The 18807-nt window shown below is 69.9% G+C and carries 15 protein-coding genes and 3 pseudogenes; 6 read left to right on the top strand and 12 right to left on the bottom strand.

Features of this window, described 5'->3' with window-relative positions:
• Positions 1-76: 76 nt before the first annotated feature.
• On the bottom strand, positions 77-832 hold the full coding sequence (locus CcI156_RS10900; protein ID WP_076805513.1) for a tyrosine-protein phosphatase: 756 nt from the start codon (positions 830-832) through the stop codon (positions 77-79).
• 71 nt (positions 833-903) lie between these two features.
• Positions 904-1683, bottom strand: coding sequence for a NeuD/PglB/VioB family sugar acetyltransferase (locus CcI156_RS10905; protein ID WP_023840358.1), 780 nt, complete (start codon positions 1681-1683; stop codon positions 904-906).
• Positions 1684-1844: 161 nt separating this feature from the next.
• On the opposite strand from CcI156_RS10905, the gene CcI156_RS10910 reads away from it, so the two are divergent.
• Both CcI156_RS10910 and CcI156_RS25600 read left to right on the top strand, forming a co-directional pair.
• On the top strand, positions 1845-2888 hold the full coding sequence (locus tag CcI156_RS10910; RefSeq protein WP_076805514.1) for an NAD-dependent epimerase/dehydratase family protein: 1044 nt from the start codon (positions 1845-1847) through the stop codon (positions 2886-2888).
• A 723-nt stretch (positions 2889-3611) separates the two neighbouring features.
• Complete coding sequence (locus tag CcI156_RS25600; RefSeq protein ID WP_023840357.1) at positions 3612-3779, top strand: hypothetical protein; 168 nt, start codon at positions 3612-3614, stop codon at positions 3777-3779.
• A 159-nt stretch (positions 3780-3938) separates the two neighbouring features.
• Here CcI156_RS25600 and CcI156_RS10920 read toward each other — a convergent pair whose 3' ends face one another.
• A complete protein-coding gene (locus CcI156_RS10920; protein WP_076805515.1) occupies positions 3939-5939 on the bottom strand; it encodes a nucleoside-diphosphate sugar epimerase/dehydratase in 2001 nt (666 codons plus the stop codon).
• A gap of 117 nt (positions 5940-6056) precedes the next feature.
• Between CcI156_RS10920 and CcI156_RS10925 the strand changes: the two genes are divergently transcribed.
• Positions 6057-7868, top strand: a complete 1812-nt coding sequence (locus tag CcI156_RS10925) for a polysaccharide biosynthesis tyrosine autokinase (protein WP_076805516.1) — start codon at positions 6057-6059, stop codon at positions 7866-7868.
• 155 nt (positions 7869-8023) lie between these two features.
• The gene (locus tag CcI156_RS10930) at positions 8024-9907 is read left to right on the top strand and encodes a DUF4012 domain-containing protein (protein ID WP_371681797.1); all 1884 of its coding nucleotides are present in this window, start codon (positions 8024-8026) and stop codon (positions 9905-9907) included.
• Positions 9908-9982: 75 nt separating this feature from the next.
• Here the strand turns inward: CcI156_RS10930 and CcI156_RS10935 are convergent, their stop codons facing one another.
• The 9 genes and pseudogenes from CcI156_RS10935 to CcI156_RS10970 all read right to left on the bottom strand — a co-directional run bounded on the left by CcI156_RS10935 (position 9983) and on the right by CcI156_RS10970 (position 16993).
• Complete coding sequence (locus CcI156_RS10935) at positions 9983-11359, bottom strand: FAD-binding oxidoreductase (protein WP_076805543.1); 1377 nt, start codon at positions 11357-11359, stop codon at positions 9983-9985.
• 247 nt (positions 11360-11606) lie between these two features.
• A pseudogene (locus CcI156_RS24030) lies at positions 11607-11814 on the bottom strand (transposase family protein); the annotation flags it as partial.
• 21 nt (positions 11815-11835) lie between these two features.
• Positions 11836-12105 (bottom strand): annotated as a pseudogene (locus CcI156_RS27390) (isocitrate lyase/phosphoenolpyruvate mutase family protein); the annotation flags it as partial.
• A complete protein-coding gene (locus CcI156_RS27710; protein WP_076805518.1) occupies positions 12011-12370 on the bottom strand; it encodes an isocitrate lyase/phosphoenolpyruvate mutase family protein in 360 nt (119 codons plus the stop codon). The pseudogene CcI156_RS27390 and the gene CcI156_RS27710, both read right to left, overlap by 95 nt.
• Before the next feature lie 19 nt (positions 12371-12389).
• Positions 12390-12494 (bottom strand): annotated as a pseudogene (locus CcI156_RS10950) (transposase); the annotation flags it as partial.
• A gap of 177 nt (positions 12495-12671) precedes the next feature.
• Positions 12672-12986, bottom strand: coding sequence for a transposase (locus CcI156_RS27715; RefSeq protein ID WP_051875055.1), 315 nt, complete (start codon positions 12984-12986; stop codon positions 12672-12674).
• A 416-nt stretch (positions 12987-13402) separates the two neighbouring features.
• On the bottom strand, positions 13403-14149 hold the full coding sequence (locus CcI156_RS10960; protein ID WP_076805519.1) for a succinate dehydrogenase/fumarate reductase iron-sulfur subunit: 747 nt from the start codon (positions 14147-14149) through the stop codon (positions 13403-13405).
• Positions 14150-14192: 43 nt separating this feature from the next.
• Positions 14193-16130 (bottom strand): fumarate reductase/succinate dehydrogenase flavoprotein subunit, encoded by a 1938-nt coding sequence (locus CcI156_RS10965; protein ID WP_076805520.1) that lies wholly within the window; start codon positions 16128-16130, stop codon positions 14193-14195.
• A 122-nt stretch (positions 16131-16252) separates the two neighbouring features.
• Positions 16253-16993, bottom strand: a complete 741-nt coding sequence (locus tag CcI156_RS10970) for a succinate dehydrogenase cytochrome b subunit (protein ID WP_083718434.1) — start codon at positions 16991-16993, stop codon at positions 16253-16255.
• Positions 16994-17085: 92 nt separating this feature from the next.
• Between CcI156_RS10970 and CcI156_RS10975 the strand changes: the two genes are divergently transcribed.
• The gene (locus CcI156_RS10975) at positions 17086-18036 is read left to right on the top strand and encodes a LysR family transcriptional regulator (RefSeq protein WP_011437843.1); all 951 of its coding nucleotides are present in this window, start codon (positions 17086-17088) and stop codon (positions 18034-18036) included.
• Between the two features lie 345 nt (positions 18037-18381).
• Complete coding sequence (locus CcI156_RS10980) at positions 18382-18753, top strand: hypothetical protein (protein ID WP_011437842.1); 372 nt, start codon at positions 18382-18384, stop codon at positions 18751-18753.
• The last annotated feature ends 54 nt before the right edge of the window (positions 18754-18807 follow it).

Below are 18807 nucleotides of genomic sequence, written 5' to 3' on the forward strand. Positions count from 1 at the left end.
GTCCGTCCCCGGGATCGGGGATGTCTCGTTGCCCACGTCGTCATGCCATGTCCCGGGGGCCTTCGTCAACGCGAAGCTATCCAACCAGGGCCGTGCGCAGTGACCGCAGGTCGGTCTCGGTGAGRCCGGCGTGCCGAGCCCAGGCCGCGGGACCGCCCCAACCGGCGTCGACACCGGCCAGGAAGCCCCGCATGACCTCGGGCCGGCAAGCCAGGTGGCCCGAGGTGAGCAAGGTCACCGAGTGGYTATAGGACGGTCGGTCGGCCAGGCGGGCGTTGACCCGGTCGATGCGCTCGTTCGTCTGGACGTAGTCGGCGACGATCGCCTCGGGGTGCACGCCGACGAGACTGAGGAGCAGGGCCGCGAGCACRCCGGTACGGTCCTTTCCCGCCGCGCAGTGGAACAGGGCCGGGCCCGCCGTCGGCTGGGCCAGCAGGCGCAGCGCCCTGGCCACCGAGTCCCCGGCCAGGCGCAGGTAGTCCAGGTAGTGCTCGATCCGGTCGGCTGAGTCGCGGTCCTTGACGATGGCAGGGTAGCGCGGATCGTCCGGCATCACCCATTCACCGGGGAGAAAGGACAGATTGTRGTAAGTGACCGGTTCGTAGGSGAGCGGCCCGCGGCCCTCCCGCTCCGCCTCCTCCTTGGCCCGTAGGTCGATGACMATGCGTAGCCCGAATGTCTCCCGCAGCGTGAGCACGTCACCGTCTGTCAGGGCCTGGACGGAGTCGGTGCGCAGGAATACCCCCCATCGGGTGGTTGCACCGTCCAGGGTGGGCAGCCCACCCAGATCTCGCGCGTTGTCGCAACCCGACATGTTGAACCATCGCTCCACACGCTGATCGTAGAGCCCGAGACGGTGCCGCTGGGCCCGTTGGACGCAGCTGGGTCAGGGGCGCAGCCGGATCAGCCGCACGGTGGGGCGCCCCGCTGACTGGGCGGAGGTTTGGCGAGCCTCGCCGTCGTGCGTGCCCCACCCGACTCGGGTTGCGGCTGGTCGGGTGCGACGTGCTCGGGTGCGACGTGCTCGGGTGCGACGTGGATCGGCCGGGCGGGCACCCCGGCGACGACCTGCGCGGCCCGGATGTCGTCGGTGACGACGGACCCAGCTCCCACAACCGCCCCGTCGCCGATGCTGCGCAGGCCGACGATGCTCGCCTGCGCGCCGATCCACGCCCGCGCGCCGACGGCCACCGCACCGGAGAGCCGGGCCCCCGGCGCGACCGTGACGTAGTCACCCAGGCGGCAGTCGTGCGCCACGCTGGCGCCGATGTTCACCACTACGTGCCGACCAGTTTCGACGTTGGTGGTGATGCTGGCGAGAGCACAGACGACGGTACCCGGCCCGAGCTTCACGTCACCTCCGACGCTGGCCCGGGGGTGGACGAGGGTCGCCGGTCGTCGGCCGCGGGCGCTGGCGTACCGGTCGACGCGGGACCGGGTGGCCGCGTCGGCGAAGCCGATCAGGTAGTCGGCGTCAAGTCGATCGAGTAGGTCGAGTCCACCGAGGAGCACGGCTCCGCGCCGGGCGAGTGGATCCGGGTCCACACGGTCGTCATCGACGAAGCCGAGGATGTCGTARCGGGGACCCTCGGTGGCCGCGTTGACCGCCTCCACCAGATCGAGCAGCTCCCGGCCGTGCCCTCCCGCGCCCACGATGACCAGCGAGCGCAGGTGAGCGGGCACGCGGCGACCGTAGACCCCGATCTAGGCGAGTTCAATCTGACACTCAGAGTAGTTGGATGAGCCATCCTGGCTGGCGTGGTGTCGCTCTTCGTGAAGAGATGGCCGGTGTAGGCGACCGATCATACTACTATCTGTATCATCGTGATCTCGAAGGGTGATGAATGGTGAAGGTAGTCGTGACGGGTGGGGCCGGCTTCATCGGGGCCCACCTGACCAGAGCGCTCCTCGCGGCAGGCACGGAGGTCGTCGTGATCGACGATCTCAGTACCGGGGCGCTGTCGAATCTCGCGGGGCTGCCGGCCGAGCTCGTCGTCGGCAGCGTGACCGACCGGACGCTCGTCGAACAGGCGTGCACCGGGGCGTCGAGCATCGTGCATCTGGCTGCCCGGCCGTCGGTCGAACGGTCGTTGCTCGACCCGATGGCCACCCACGCGGTGAACGCGACCGGCACCCTGACGGTGCTCGGCGTCGCCCACCGGGCCGAGACGCACGTCGTCGTCGTATCCTCCTCATCGGTTTATGGTGACCGGTCGGCCGCTGGCGATCGGTCGGCCGCCGCTGGCGCGGGTCCGCTGTCGCCCTCGGCGGGCACCCCGTGCCTTCCGCGCAGTCCCTTCGCGGCCTCGAAGCTCGCCGCCGAGGGATATGCGCTGTCCTACCAGGCCAGTTTCGGTCTGCCGGTGCTCACGGTCAGGCTGTTCGACGTGTTCGGCCCGTACCAGTCCGCCGGGCACGCGTACGCGGCCGTGGTGCCGACCTTCATCGAGGCCGCGTTGRCCGGCCGGCCGCTGACGGTGCGCGGGGACGGCCGGCAGACGCGCGATTTCATCCCTGTCGAGCTGGTCACCGGGATGCTGTGCGATGCGGTGTGCCGCCGGCTGACCCATCCACACCCGGTCGACATCGGGTCCGGGACCCGTACCGATCTGCTCACCCTGATCGCCCGGCTGGAGGAGATTCTCGGCCGGCGGCTGGTCGTCGAGCACGCCGCGCCCCGGCCCGGGGAGATCTGGGACTCCCAGGCGGACACGACGACGATGCGTTCGCTGTTCCCGGACGTGACCGGGGCGGATCTCACCACCGCGTTGGYGGCAACCGTGACCTGGTACGCCGACCGGCTGGGGGCGGACCGCGCCGGGCCGCCAGCCGCCKGGCCGCCGGACGCGATGCTGCCCGCGTCCGCCGTCCACGGTGACCGGGATTGAGCCTGGATGGCGGATCATCCGCCGGCATCCGACAAACTCTCGGCCGTCCAGGCACTCCCGCACCACCAAGATGTCTTGGCCGTCCCTCGCGGGTGCCTGGGCCGTCGTTTGGCGTGCCCGGGGTCAGACTGGGCCCTGGCGACGTTCCTCCGGCGTCGATGGGTCCGGCGGCGGCTCCGTCCCCGGACCCATCCCCTCCCGCCACACCGTTCGGTAGTGAGGGCACGGTCCGAGATCACGCTCCAGCCTCGGCAGGCCCGCACCACCCTTACGCGCGTTCTCCATCTCCCGACTCACCCGTCGGCGGCACGCGTTGCACCGGATGYGGATGAACGGCACCGGCTCACTCATTTGGATTTCACCGTCCCACTGCCGCCGCAGCGGGGGCACTTGATCAGGTCACGGCCGGTGAACGTRCCGTCTTCATCCTTTTCCGCGGCCGGGTTGCCGATCTGCCCCTCGCCCTGGCAGCGGGGGCAGGTGAGGGTTGTTGATCTTTCGCCGTCGTTGAGCGGAGTCCTTCCCGACCCGCCACGCTTCGTGCCCCCGCTGCCGGACGAGGCGCCGCCACCGGTGTTCCCGCGCTTGTTCCAGACCATGCTGGGAGGCTAGCCTTGGCACGGTCTGGACGGAACCAGACGTACCGGATCTGTAACCACTCGGCGCGGGCTCAGACGGCGGCAACCCGGCGGCCGAGTTCCTGCATCAGCGGCTCCGACGGCCGTGACTCCTCCGCCGGCTAAAGCCGGCGGCCTGGTCCGCCACGCGGACGGTCACGTTGACCTGCGCTACGGCTATCTGGGCCTTCGGGAGATCCGCCTGCCCGCCACGATCTGGGATCAGATCCTCGCCGCGATCCGGTCCCGTGCGGTCGACGGCCTCGACCGATGACAATCCAGGCCCAGATCTGTCTGGCCTCCGCGGACTGGATCTGGCCCAGTTGCTTCCACCGGAGGAATGATGAGGACTGCCCGGCCGCCGCTGATCTGGCGACGGCTCAAGGCTGCGCCGGATGTGTGGTCGCCCGCCAGGACCCGATGATCCCAAACGTCACCGGGCCGGATGCGGTTGATGGTTGGACGCCGTGGGCTGGACGGGAATCCGCCCGGTCACGTCCGCGGCGGCCAGGGGTCCGCCTGCGGTCGCGCCCCCGTCCCCGGGTCGGTCCGCGCCTGCCGGGACCTCGTCCGCCGCGGCGTCCGCGCCGGCGAGGGCCGCGAGTTCGGCCAGCACCTCCTCCGGCGGGGCCCAGGGATCGAGGGCGAGGGCGTGGGTCGGGTCCAGGGCGGGCACGTCCACGTGCGAGATCAGCGGGTGGTGTGGTCGATGGTCGTCCTCGCCCGCACCGAGGAGCTCCTCATGGAGCTTCTCGCCGGGGCCGAGCCCGGTGTAGACGATCTCGATCGGCCGGTTCTCCCGAGCCACGAGCCGGGCGGCCACGTCCGCGATGCGCACCGGCTCGCCCATGTCGAGCACGAGGGCCTCGCCGGGTGATCCCAGCGCCCCGGCCTGCAGGACCAGTTGCACCGCCTCGTGGATGGTCATGAAGTACCGGGTGACCTCGGGGTGGGTGACGGTGATCGGCCCGCCGGCGGCCAGCTGGCCGGCGAAGACGGTCAGGACGGAGCCGTTGCTGCCCAGGACGTTGCCGAACCGGACGCTGACCAGCGTTCCGCGGGCCCGGCGGGCGAGGCACGCGGTGAGCCGCTCGGTGATCCGCTTCGAGTAGCCGAGGGCGCTCGTCGGGTTCGCCGCCTTGTCCGTGGAGATGTTGACCAGCCGGTCGACGCCGCAGGCCACGGCCGTCTCCAGGATCGTCAGAGTGCCCCAGACGTTGGTCTTCACCGACTCGCCGGGGAAGCGTTCGAGCAGCGGGAGGTGTTTGAGCGCGGCGGCGTGGAAGACGACCTCGGRCCGGCGCTCCGTGAACAGCGTGGTCATCAGGTCGATGTCGCGGATGTCGCCCAGCACGATGGCGTCGTCGTCGAGCATCGCCCGGCCGGAGATCGACAGCTGCACCGCGCGCAGTGCCGACTCGTCCCGGTCCAGCATGATCAGTTCGGCCGGCCCGTAGCCGGAGATCTGACGGCACAGCTCCGAACCGATCGATCCGCCCGCCCCCGTCACGAGCACCCGTCGGCCCGCGAGGTAGCTCGCGGCGGCGGACATGTCGGTGCGGATCTGCCGCCGGCCGAGGAGGTCGGCGAGGTCGAGGTCGCGGATGTCCCCGACGCCGACCCGCCCGTCGATCAGGTCCGCGACGCGGGGAAGCACCTTCACGGTCAGCCCGGCGCCCTCGGCGATTGCGCTGATCTCCCGCAGCAGTGGGCCGTCAGCGCTGGGGATCGCCACGAGCAGGGTCCTGGCCCCGGTCGACTCGGCGACGGCGCCGATTCGCTCCCGGCCACCACGTACCCGGACCCCGAGTAGCTGGAGGTTGTGTGTGCTCGGGTCGTCGTCGAGCAGCGCGACCGGGTAGTAAGGACTGTTCCGGGTGHGCAGCATGGCCGCCAGTACCCGTTCAGCCCCGTCACCGGCGCCGAACACGAGGAGCGGTTCGGCGTGCTCCCTGCTCGGCCGACGGAGGTGTTCCTCGGTCAGCCGCCAGAGGTAGCGGATGCCGAACATCACGACCAGGGCCACCGCGCCGCCCAGTGGCGGCACGCTCAGCGGGACGGGTCTCGGGGAGCCGAACGCGGCGATGACGACGGCCACGCTGACGACCGTGAGCAGGACCGACACGAGCAGGCCGAGGACCTCCTCGAAGCCGCCGAAGCGGTAGCGCCCCAGGTAGAGGTGCAGGGCGGTGCCCAGGAAGTGGAGCACGCAGACGGCGAGCGTGCAGATGACCCAGAAGCCGAGATCGCTCAGCGCGCCGAGCGTGAAGTCCAGGCGGCCGATCTGGGCCGAGATGAGGCCCAGGACCAGCGCCRCACTGTCCAGAGTGATCTGCAGGCCGACCCGCTGACGGAGGTTGAGCCGGGAGACGCGCCGTGCGATGTGCGCTGTCCACCGACCATGACCCACTCCGTCTACTCTACGTCTCCACATGAGGCCATAGAGTAAGCGTGTCTAAGAGTAAAAGAATGACTACTCATCGAGTATGTTGAGTCGGTCTTCGATGACGGTGAGTGGTCGGGACCTAGGTCCTGGGAGGGTGGTCGACGGGTGGAGCTGCGCGACTACGTCCGTGTTCTGCGCCGAAGCTGGACGATCATGATCGCCGGCGTGGTCCTCGGCGGGCTGCTGGCCGCCATGGCGACCTGGCGAACGACGAAAGAGTACRCCGCCTCGGTGACGATGGTCGTCTCCTCGCCGGACAGGGGCGCCGGAGCCGCCTCGGYCTACCAGGGAGGCCTGCTCTCCCAGCAACGCGTCAAGTCCTATGCCGACCTGGTGGCCAGCGAGCGGGTGGCGACGGCCGTGATCGCACGCCTGCACCTGCACGCGACTCCGGAGGCCCTGCGGGCCCAGATCAGCGCGCACGCCGTCCCGGACACCGTGCTGCTCCAGGCCGTCGTGCGCGATTCCGACCCGAGACGAGCCATGATCATCGCAGATGCTGTCGGTGAGACGTTCTCCACCACCATTGCGAAGATCGAGACGCCGTCGGCCGACGAACCACCCTCCGTGCGGGTGACTGTCTGGGAACACGCGAAGCTGCCCGTCTCGCCCGTCTCGCCCCAGCCGATCCGCAACCTCGCGCTCGGAGCGCTGCTCGGGCTGATCGTCGGCAGCGCCGCCGGGATCGTCCGATACCGCCTCGACACGAGCGTGTCCAGTGAGGACGACGCCCGTGAGACGACCGAGCTGCCCAACCTCGCCGTCATCGGCTACGACGGTGCCGCCGACCGGCATCCCCTCATCATCAACGCCAAGCCCCGCTCGGCCCGGGCGGAGGCGTTCCGCCAGCTGCGGACCAACCTGCAGTTCGTCGAGGTGGACACCGGACCTCGATCGATCCTGGTGAGCAGTGCGGTCCCCGGCGAGGGCAAGACCACCGTGGCCTGCAACCTCGCGATCACCCTGGCGCRGGGCGGTGCGCGGGTCTGCCTGATCGAGGGGGACCTGCGACGGCCGTCGTTCGGCGAGTACCTCGGGGTCGAGTCCGCCGCCGGGCTCACCTCGGTCCTCATCGGCGCCGCGGACCTCGACGACGTCCTGCAGCCCTGGGGGGAGGGTCGGGTCGGGGAGGGGCGCGTAGAGGTCCTCGCCAGCGGCCCCATCCCKCCGAATCCCAGCGAGCTGCTCGGCTCCAAGGGCATGGCCGGACTCATCAACCTGCTGTCCGCCCGCTTCGACATCCTCCTGGTCGACGCCCCGCCCCTGCTACCGGTGACTGACGCGGCCGTGCTCGCCACCCGGGTCGAGGGGGTTCTGCTGGTGACGCGGGCCGGGCGGACCCGCCGCGAGCACCTCCGGCGGGCCGTCGAGGCGCTGCGGGCGGTCGACGCCCGGATGATCGGCACCGTGCTGAACATGGTGCCGGTCAAGGGACCCGACGCCTACGACTACGGCCCGGGCGACGGTTACGTGTCACGCGGCCGGCACGCCAGGACCTCCTCGCCCCGAACCCTGGAGATCCCGGCGCCYGATTCCGGGGTCCGGCCTGCTTGGCCGGTCACCTCGCCTCCGTCGCTGCCGTCACCGGCTCCTTCTTCTCCGGCTCCTGCTTCTCCGGCTTCGGCCGTGACGCCGGTTCCCGCCGCCACGGCGCGTCTCGGGATAGCCGACGGTGGCGACGAGTCGAGCTCGGCGCGGGACCCGCTGCCCGACGGCGCCACGACTGTCCCGAGCGCCACGACTGTCCCGAGCGCCACGACTGTCCCGAGCGGCGGACCGCACGTCAGGGTGCCGGCGGCACGCGGATCGGCCGAGGAGATCATCTCCGTCGGTGGAAGGACACCGCGCGGTACGGACCCGGCTGGCGGGACGACGCCGGATGACAACGGCGCGACCCGGCCGCCGTCCTCCCCATGACGGATTCGCCACCGGGGGAGAGAACCGGGTCCGCTCCGGGCCTGGATCCGGTGGTCCTGGATCCGGTTCCGGACCTGGACCGGGTTCCGGACCTGCTCACGCGGGCGCCCGTGGGTGGGCGGGACGTGGGTGGGCGGGACGTGGGTGGGCGGGACATGGGTGGAGGTGCTGAGGCCAGGGCGGGGCAGCACCGCGTCGGCCGTGGTCGCCGGCGTCACCGTGGTCGCCGAGCCCGGTACCGCCGGCTGGCCGCCGGGGTCGCGACGGCCCTCGTTGTGCTGGTGGCGATGACCGCCTGGGTGGTCGTGCGCGGAGTGCTGGCCAAGTCCCGTCTCGACGAGGCCAGGCAGCGGATCGCCGTCCTGCAGCGGCAGGTTCTGAGCGGAGACTTTCCCCGCGAGGCCGAGCTGCGATCGCAGATCGAGCAGATCCGGCGGCGGGCCACCGCTGCGCGGGCCCTGACCTCGGATCCGGTGTGGTCGGCGTTCGGGCGGCTGCCCGTCGCTGGCTGCCCGATGYGCTCGGCGGCGACGCTGATCCGAGAGGTGGACGCGGCCGCCGGCACCAGCCTGCCGGCCGTGGCCGACCTGGGTCCCTCCCTCGATCCGCGGGTGCTGCGCCAGCGTATGACGATCAATGTCCGGGCGCTCGCCGCGGTCCGCCGCCCGGCCGAGCGATCCTTCAACGCCCTCTCCGCGTTGCGGGCGGCGGCGGAGAACGTACCGGACTGCGGATGGGCCGGGCGGGTCAGCGRCATCGCCGACGCCCGCGCCGAGATGATCGATCGGAGCCGGCGCCTGGCCGGTGCGCTGGACACCGTTGTTCTGGCCGCCCGGGTCGGTCCCGAGATGCTCGGCGGGGGCGGTGTCCGTCGCTACCTGCTGATCGTCCAGAACCCGGCCGAGTCCCGCGCCAACGGGGGGATCATCGGTGGGTTCGGCCTGCTGACCGCGGAGCACGGGCGGCTGTCCATCGACGGCATCTCGGGCAACGGTGCTCTGCCGGGAGGCCCCACCCAGCAGCGACCGGCGACGGGGCTGCCGGTCCCGTTCGCGGCCCGTTACGGCGCCTTCTGGCCCGACCGTATCTGGGCGAATATCAACCTGACCCCCGACTATCCGATGGCCGGCAGGCTCTACAGCGCGTTCTACCGGGCCGGCACGGGCCTCGACGTCGACGGCACGATCAGCCTCGACCCCACGACGTTGTCGTATCTTCTCGCCGCGAGCCGGCCCGCGGTGCTCCCCGACGGCACGTCGGTGGCCGCGGGGCACCTGGTCGATCTCGTCGAGTCGCGCGTCTATGGCGAGATCATGGACGCGGCCGCCCGCGACCGCTTCTTCGCCCAGGTCGGTCAGGCCGTCTATGCGGCCGTGGAGTCGGGAGCCGGCGACACGACGAAGCTGGTGACCGCGCTGGGACGGGCCGCTCGCGAGGGTCGGCTGGAAATATCCAGCAACCACGCCGAGGAGCAGCGGATTCTTTCGTCCACGGCGCTGGGTGGTGCGCTGCCGGACGCGCCTGGGCCGTTTCTCGGGGTCGTCACCCAGAACGCGACGGCGAGCAAGCTGGACTACTGGCTACGGCGGCAGACCACCTACCGCATGCAGCGGCAGCCGAACGGCGCCGGCCTGGCGACGATCACGATCCGGCTCACCAACGCCGCCCCCGGCGGGCTGCCGGCCTATGTGCGCCACCGGCAGGATCTCAAGGATGCCGCTGGGAATCTCCGGGCGCAGAACAATCTCTGGCTCTCGGTGTACACGGGCCGAGGCAGCTGGCTCGTCGCTGCCCGGCTCGACGGTGTGCCCATCGGCCTCGCCGGCGGTTCCGAGTCCGGGCATCCCGTGCTCTCCACCTATCTCACCGTCGATCGCGGCCAGACCCGGACCCTGGAAATCAAGGTCCGGGAGCCGGTAGGCGGCCCGGCACTCACCGTGCGTCCACAGCCGTTGCCCGTCGCGGAGCGCCTGGAGGTGCAGGGGCTACCGGTCGTCCCTCCCTGGTCATCCCAAGGGTCGTCCCAAACCCAGAACTGACTACTCTGACTACAGAGAGTTCTTGACCTTCGCCCGCATCGAGTCGCCCGCATCGGGGCCTGATCCGCTTCGTCCTCAACGCAGCGGATCGAACGGGGACAGCTCGGCCGCGGGCGCACCGGTGGCGATGGCGTCGGCGAGGAGGCGGCCGGTGACCGGGCCGAGGGTGATGCCCCACATGCCGTGCCCGCCGGCGATGAAGACCCGCGGCGAGATGGTCGGGCCGATCAGCGGCAGACCGTCCGGGGTGCACGGGCGTGGTCCCACCCATTCGGCGGCGCGGGTGTCCAGGTCCACCCCGCGCAGCAGGCCGCGGGTCGCCTCGACCACCGCCCGGATGCGCCGCGGGTCGGCCGCCGCGTCCGGATGGCGGAACTCCATCATGCCGGCGACCCGCAGGCCGTCCCTCAGGGGCGTGCAGGCCACCCGGGAGGCGGGGAAGTAGATCGGACCGCTCGGYGGCTGTTCGGTCGCGACCAGGAAGCTGTATCCGCGACCGGCCTGGACGGGAAGGCGGACCCCGAACGGACGGGCCAGCCGGGGAAGCCAGGCGCCGGTGGCGATCACTGCCGCGTCGTAAGGCCCAGCGGGCCCCCCTGGTCCGAGCAACTCCACCCGGCCACCTGCCTCGCGCACCTCGTCGATGGCCATCGCCTCGTGCACGAGGCCGCCGCGTTCCCGGACGCTGTCGGCGAGGGCTGCGACGAAGCGGCCGGGATCGCAGAACCGCTGCCCCTGCACGGATACGACGTACCGGACCTGCTCGGACAGCAGAGGTTCGAGGTCGCGGGCGGCCACCGGGTCCAGCACCTCGGCATCGACGGGCTGGCCGGTCGCCCGGATCTCGGCGAGCTCCGTCAGGAGGGCGTCGAGGCCGGACCGGTCGCGATAGCCGGCCAGGAACGGGGCGGCGGCGCGGGTCGGCGCAGTCACGCCGCCCGCCGCGAGCTCGTCAAAGGCACCGAGAGCAGCGCGGGTCAACGGCACCAGCGCGCGCATGGCGGTTCGCCACCGCGCGGTCGTGCTGTGCCGGACGAATCCGGCGATGAAACGGGCGAGCCCCAGATCGGCGACCGGCGGCACGTACACCGGTGAGTCCGGGCGCAGGAGCACCCGCAGCCCGTAGCGCAGGACCGCGGGCTCCGGCAGGGGCGTCGCGAGCCCCGGGGTGAGCCAGCCGGCATTGCCCCAGGAGGATCCGGCCCCGGCCCAGGTGGGTCCGGCGGTGAGGTGGTCGCGGTCGAAGACCGTCACCCGCCTGCCGCGGTCCTGGAGGAACCACGCCACGCACAGCCCGACCATCCCGCCGCCGATCACCGCGACCTGGTCGGGAACGGCGTRCCCCGGCCGCGGGCGTGACCCGTGCGGCGCGCTCAGCCCCGCGGCGTTCCCGGCCAGTCGGGTCGTGTCCGTCGATTCCGTCACGTCCGCCTCAATCGGGTGATTTCCCACCGCCGCCATTATCCTCCCGCGACGCCGGATCCGCTGTCTACAGCACCACCTCACCGGCCTTCCGACTTATAGTCCGTCGTCGAGTCCCCTCACCGGCAGCCTCGCCCGCGACCGGGGCCACCAGGCCCTGCTCACCGGGCACGGAATCGGCCGGACCCAGGCCGCGGTGTTCCTCGCCGAGCTCGGGGACATCACCCAACCTTTCGTCGCGTTCCGTAGCGACAATGCCATGGGAGCGGGTTGATCTCTAGGTGGTGCGCTGGTGTTCCATGTGGAGCAGCACGAGGCAGGCCTTCACGACGGATCCAATCTTCCAGGGGTCGATCGTGACGTTGCGCAGGACGCTGAAGGTGCCCTTGAGCAGCCCGTTCCCTCGTTCACCGACGGCGCAGCGCATTGTGAATCATGTTGTGCCCCTTGTGCTCGCCGGTCAGGACACCGCCCCTCGGCGCCCTGTCGGGTCGCGTGGCTTGCACAAACACCGCGTCCGCGCCGGCATCCACATAGCGGTTCGCGCGGTTCAAGGCCTCGGCCACGCCGTGCCCGGCCACCAACGCTCCGGTTCGGGTGATCAAGAAACAGCTGGGCTCCAGCCCGCGGCGCGTGGCGCGGAGGCGTTTCTCCTGTTCTTCCACGCTGGCCAGGTCCCGCTCACCGGGGTACAGGCTCGACCGCTTGTCCAGCGTGTTGTCCTCGATGCACACCGCGCTCGCGCCGGCCTGGGAGATTGTCCGCGCCGCCAGGTCTACCTTGCGCGGGCCCCCCGTACCCGGAATCCATGTCCACAACCACCGGATAACGCGTCGCCCTCACCACGGTCCGTACCACACTGGYCATCTCGGAGGAATCCACTAGTCCGAGATCGGGAAGGCCCAGCACGGCGGACACACAGAAACTGCTCACCCAGACGAAGTCGATGTTCTGCTTGTCAGTCACACAAGCGGACAGGCCATCATGCACCCCCAACCCGAGACGTACAGGAGTATCGGTCGAGAACCAGTCGAGTGTCATGTCAGTGCCCTGTCAAATGATTCGGCGGGAAGTTGACCAGAAGATGGACGTGGTCGCGCTCGCCGTTGAACTCGACCAGTTCGGTCTCGACGTCGACGCACACGGCCCGCATGATTTCGTCTAGAAGATCACGGGAAATCTTGTTCCGCGGCTGCTGTGGTCGGGATCCAGCTGTTGTCGCTGGTGCGGGTGAGCCCGAGGTTGACCAGCCGGCGGAGGTTGGGAGCGRCCGCGCGGTGGTGGAGCCAGCTGTCGTTGCGGGCCACGCCGCGGTAGGGCACCCGGCGGTTGCCGTGGGCTGTCAGCCAGGCGATCCCGCGTTCGACCGGGGGCGCCAGCGGCGGTACTCGTCCGGCCAGGCCGGGTCGGTGGCCTCGTGGCGGGCGGCGGCCAGCAGGGCGTGTTTGGGGTGGATGGTGAGGGTTCGCCCGGTTTGGGAGGTGGCGCAACGGTCACGCGGGCAGGTGCGGCACAGGGTCCTGAACTGGTCCTGGCGGTGACCGTGGGCCTGGGGACGCCCCAGAGGGGTGGTGTGTCCGGCCGGGCAGGTGACCGTGGCGGCGGCGTCGAGCAGCCCCAGCCCGCCCGCGGCCTTCCACCGCAGATCACAGCGCAACGCCCGCACCGTCTCGACTCCGACAACCCGTGCAGGCTCCGCGGCACCACCGTGGCCGCCAGCACCTGCGGTGGCATACTCGRCCGCCCGTTCGACGACGGGTACATGTCGGTGAACATCCCCGCCGGGAACAGCACCTCCCGGTGCTCCGCCAGGAACGCGAACACACTGCCTGCCGGGATCAACTCCCGGCAGGTCTCCCACGCATCCGGCCCGACCGGCTCGCCCACCCACTCACCCTGCATGATCCCAACACTGGCGTCGACCACCACACCAGAACCCGGACCCGCAAGATTTTCAGTGATCTTCCACCCGTGCTGCGCGTACAGCCATTCGTCCAGTCAAACCTACGGACGTCGGGTGGACACCTATGGACGGAAAGCGCCGATCTTCAGGTCGGGGGATGCCTACCGGATCTACCGGAGGCCGATCGAGGCCCGCAGGACCTCGCGGTTGAGCGTGGCGATGCTGTCCAGTGGGATGCCCTTCGGGCAGGCGACGGTGCACTCCCCGGTGTTGGTGCACCCGCCGAAGCCCTCGGCGTCCATGGCCTCGACCAGGTTGAGCGTGCGGCTCGCCCGCTCCGGGGCGCCCTGGGGCAGGCTGTTGAGGTGCACGACCTTCGCCGAGGTGAACAGCATGGCCGAGCCGTTGGGGCAGGCCGCGACACAGGCGCCGCAGCCGATGCAGGTGGCGTTGTCGAACGCGGTGTCCGCGACGGCCTTGGGCACCGGGGTGGAGTGCGCCTCGGGGGCGCTGCCCGTCGGGGCGCTGATGTAGCCGCCGGCCTGGRTGATCCGGTCGAGGCCGGAGCGGTCCACCATCAGGTCGCGGACGACGCCGAACGCGACCGAGCGCCACGGCTCGACGTCGATGACGTCCCCGTCGGAGAACTCCCGCACATGCAGCTGGCAGGTGGTGGTCCGTTCCCGGGGGCCGTGGGCCTGGCCGTTGATGACCACTCCGCAGGCGCCGCAGATGCCCTCGCGGCAGTCGTGGTCGAAGCTGACCGGCTCCTCGCCCCGCAGGGTCAGCCGCTCGTTGAGCACGTCGAGCAGTTCGAGGAAGGACATGTCCGGGTTCGCGTCGGGCACCYCGTAGGTGACCATGCGGCCCGGTTCGTCCGGTCCGGCCTGGCGCCAGATCCGAAGGGTGAGCTTCACGGTCGGCTCCTCGTACAGTCGTGATCCATTGACCGGTACCGCCTCACGCGTAGTTACGCTGGGCGAGGTGGACGTGCTCGAACTCCAGAACCTCGCGGTGCAGCACCGGCGGGGTTTCCGTGCCGGCGAACTCCCAGGCTCCGACGTAGGCGAACCGGTCGTCGTCGCGAAGGGCCTCGCCGTCCGGGGTCTGGCTCTCGACCCGGAAGTGCCCTCCGCAGGACTCCTCGCGGTGCAGGGCGTCGACACACATCAGCTCGCCGAGTTCGAGGAAGTCCGACACCCGGTTCGCCCGCTCCAGGCTCTGGTTGACACTACCCGCGTCGCCCGGCACCTTGACCTGGCGCCAGAACTCCTCGCGCAGCTCCGGAAGGCGCCCCAGCGCCTTGCGCAGGCCGTCCTCGCTGCGCGCCATCCCGCACTCGTCCCACATGATCTCGCCGAGCTCACGGTGGAACGAGTCGACGGTGCGGTCACCRTTCACGGCGAGCAGGCGGGTCAGCCGGCCCGTCGCCTCGRCCGCCGTCTCCGCGACCGCGGGATGGCTCGCGTCGACCGCGCCCAGCTTCGTCGAGGCGATGTAGTCACCCAGCATGGGCGGCAGCACGAAGTAGCCGTCGGCGAGACCCTGCATCAGCGCGCTCGCGCCGAGACGGTTGGCGCCGTGGTCGGAGAAGTTCGCCTCCCCGATCACGAAGAGCCCCGGAATACTGCTCTGTAGATCGTAGCCCACCCACAGCCCACCCATGGTGTAGTGGACGGCCGGGTAGATCCGCATCGGCACCTTGTAGGGGTCCTCGGCGGTGATCCGCTCGTACATCTCGAACAGGTTGCCGTACTTCTCGCGRACCTTGTCCTCGCCCATCCGCTTGATGGYGTCGGCGAAGTCGAGGTAGACGCCGAGCCCGCCCGGACCCACGCCGCGACCGGCGTCGCACTGGTACTTCGCCGCCCGCGACGCGATGTCACGGGGGACCAGGTTGCYGAATCCCGGGTAGATCCGCTCGAGGTAGTAGTCGCGCTCGTTCTCCGGGATGGTGTCGGGCGAGCGGGTGTCGCCCGCCTTCTTCGGCACCCAGATGCGGCCGTCGTTGCGCAGCGACTCGCTCATCAGCGTGAGCTTGCCCTGGTAGTCGCCGGAGCGGGGGATGCAGGTCGGGTGGATCTGGGTGTAGCACGGGTTGGCGAAGTACGCCCCGCGCCGGTGCGCCCGCCAGATCGCGCTGGCATTGGAGTTCTTGGCGTTCGTCGACAGGTAGAACACGTTGCCGTACCCGCCGGTGGCGAGCACGACGGCGTCGGCGAGGTAGGTGGAGACCTGGCCAGTGACCAGGTCGCGGGCGACGATGCCGCGGGCGTGCCCGTCGATGACGATCAGGTCGAGCATCTCGGTGCGCGGGTGTATCTCCACGCCGCCGGCATCGATCTGCCGGGACAGCGCCTGGTAGGCGCCGATCAGCAGCTGCTGACCCGTCTGGCCCCGGGCGTAGAAGGTCCGCGAGACCTGCACGCCGCCGAACGAGCGGGTGTCGAGCAGGCCGCCGTACTCCCGGGCGAAGGGCACACCCTGCGCCACGCACTGGTCGATGATCTGGGTGGACGTCTGCGCGAGACGGTAGACGTTGGACTCCCGGGAGCGGAAGTCGCCACCCTTCACCGTGTCGTAGAACAGCCGGTGGACCGAGTCGCCGTCGTTGCGGTAGTTCTTCGCCGCGTTGATGCCGCCCTGCGCGGCGATGGAGTGCGCCCGGCGCGGCGAGTCCTGGTAGCAGAACTGGATGACCCGGTAGCCCTGCTCGGCGAGGGTGGCGCCGGCGGCGCCACCGGCGAGCCCCGTGCCGACGACGATCACGGTGTGGCGGCGCCGGTTGGCCGGGTTGACCAGCTTGGCGGTGAAGCGTCGCTTGTCCCAGCGTTGCTCGAWCGGCACGTCCGGCGCCGCGGTGTCGGCGATGTCGGCACCGAGGTTGTAAAACGACATGTCAGCCCTTCCCATGCTTCCGGCACCGCGCCACGCAAGGTCGGCCGCGGAGCCGTCGGCTGTTCAATCCACCAGTGCAGTGACCCATCGGTGCAGTGACCCATCGGTCCAGTGCCGTGCCGTCAATCCACCAGGCCGGCGAGAACCGACACCGGGACGATCACGAATCCCACCGTGAGGAGAACCGCGAGGACATTGGCGGTGGCCTTGAAAACTCGGTCCCGTTTCGGGTTGTTGACACCGAGGGTCTGGGCCGCACTCCAGAAGCCGTGCTGGATGTGGAGCCCGAGGGAGATCATGGCGGCGATGTAGATGAGCGTGACCCACCACACGCTGAAACTCGACACGACGTTGTCGTAGGCGGCACCTTCGACCCCGTGTCGGTTGAGGGTCAGCGTCRTGAAATCGAGGATGTGGTACACGATGAACAACGCGAGGGTGATTCCACCGTAGCGCATCACATGCGTGGCATAACTGGCCCGGGCTCGTTGGCGGTGGACGTACTTTGTCGGCCGGGCCCGCAGGTCACGCCGGCTGAGCTGGTACGCGGACACCGTGTGCAGGCCCACGGCCAGCACCAGCACGACGCGTTKGATCCATAGGTACCACGTATCGTGCAGGACCGGCTCGCCGATCGTCCGGAGCCAGCCGGCGTAGTGGTCGAAGTCGTCGCGGCCAAAGAAAATCTTCAGGTTCCCGAGCATGTGAGCGATCAGGAACAGGAGCATCAGCAGCCCGGTGACGGCCATCACGGTCTTTTTGCCGATGGTTGACCGCCACAGGTTGCGCAGGACGGACGAAGATCGCGGGGGCCGCGGGGTGGGCGCAGGGGACGCCGACCGCGCCGGGGTTGTCACAGCCACGAGCGCACCCTAGAGCGCACTCCCTCCAGTGGTCCAAGACATGATAAACCTGGACTCGATAGTGCCGTCCTATCGACGTCTACGCTGGCGGCGTGCAGCTCCACCAGCTCGCCTATTTCGTCGCCGTCGCGGAGACCCGGCACTTCACCCGGGCCGCCCAGCGGGTGCATGTCGCCCAGCCGTCCCTGTCCCAGCAGATCCGCGCCTTGGAACAGGAGCTGGGCACACCTTTGTTTAACCGCGCGCGGGGGAACATCAGCCTGACCCCGGCGGGGGAGACGCTCCTGCCGCTCGCCCGGCGCATCCTCACCGATACCGAGACCGCCCGCCAGCGGGTCACCGAGCTGCTCGACCTACGCCACGGCACGGTGCGCCTCGGTGCCACCCCGAGCCTGTGCACCGGCTTCCTGCCCGACGTGCTGCGACTGTTCCACCAGCGGTACCCGGGCATCCGCCTGCTGGTCGAGGAAGGGGGATCACGCGACCTCGTCCGCGATCTGGCCGCGGGCAGCCTGGACCTGGCGTTGATCATCCTTCCGCTGCAGAGCAGCGACCCGGCCCTGGCGACCTCGCCGCTGATCCGCGAGAGCCTGGTCCTCGTCTCGTCGTTGGACGAGCCACCGATCGTCGCCGGACGCCCGCTGACCGTGGCCGATCTGCGTAACCACCCGATGGTGATGTTCCGCCGCGGCTACGACCTGCGGGAGGCCACCGTGACGGCCTGCCGGGAGGCCGGATTCGAGCCGATTTTCGCGATCGAGGGCGGGGAGATGGACGCCGTGCTCGGTTTCGTCGCGGCGGGTCTGGGCAGCGCGGTGATTCCGAGCACGGTCGCCCACCGGCTCGGCATGCGGGTCACCCCGTTCGTGCTCCCGGGGCTGCAACGCACCATCGGGCTGGCGCGTCGCCGCGACGTCGAGCCGACCCGTGCCGCCGTCGAGCTGCAACGGGTCCTGTGGGAGTACCTCCGCGACGCCGCGGCCTCGGGCAACCTTCCCGACGGCACCCGGCTCCTCGCCGGACCGACCTCCGCCGGCACGTGATCTGTCATCTTCGGGCTCTCGTGCAACGTATTCGATGAGGCAGACTTTTCATGGCGTGACGATCAGGTTCTTTTCGCGTGAATCGCCATCGCTTTTTCTGGTTCGGCGTGTGGTCCGCCTGTCCACCGAGCCCATTTTTTCCGCCCACCCGCACGCGATCCGGTCGGGTGGGCTTAAAGTTGTGCGAGCGGTCGTAGATCGGGCGGTTTCCGGTCTACGGGGACTGGCTGCGGGGATGACTGGCTGCGGGGACGACTGTCAACGCGCGGTTCGCGTGAACTGGCGCCAGTGCACAACGGGGGCAGCGTCGGAGCTGCCGTCGACCTCGAACACACGGGAGGCGATATGAACAGCGTCGACATTGCCCTGAAGGAATCGCTCGAGATAAGCGGGGCGCTTGGGGTTGCCCTCGTCGACTTCACCAGTGGAATGACCCTCGGAACGGCCGGTAACACGCATGTGATCGACCTTGAGATCGCCGCGGCCGGAAACACCGAGGTTATCCGGGCGAAGATTCGGACGATGGAGAGTCTCGGGCTTCAGGACACCATCGAGGACATCCTGATTACGCTGGGTCGCCAGTACCATCTGATCCGGTTGTTGCAGAGCCATTCCGGCCGTGGCCTGTTCCTCTATCTGGTGCTCGACAAGCCGCGCGCGAACCTCGCGCTGGCCCGTCATCGGCTGCGCGCCGTCGAGTCGCAGCTCGACGTCTGAGTGCTTCCGGGGCCCGATCGGGCGGCGCGTCCTCGCCACGGGCCTGGTGCCGGC

This window comes from Frankia sp. CcI156 (assembly GCF_001983015.1).
In the GTDB taxonomy this organism is placed as follows: Bacteria; Actinomycetota; Actinomycetes; order Frankiales; family Frankiaceae; genus Frankia; species Frankia casuarinae.

Excerpts from the sequence above, each read along its gene's own strand:
- CcI156_RS10980 (WP_011437842.1), top strand. The coding sequence starts at position 18,382 with ATGAACAGCGTCGACATTGCCCTGAAGGAATCGCTCGAGATAAGCGGG.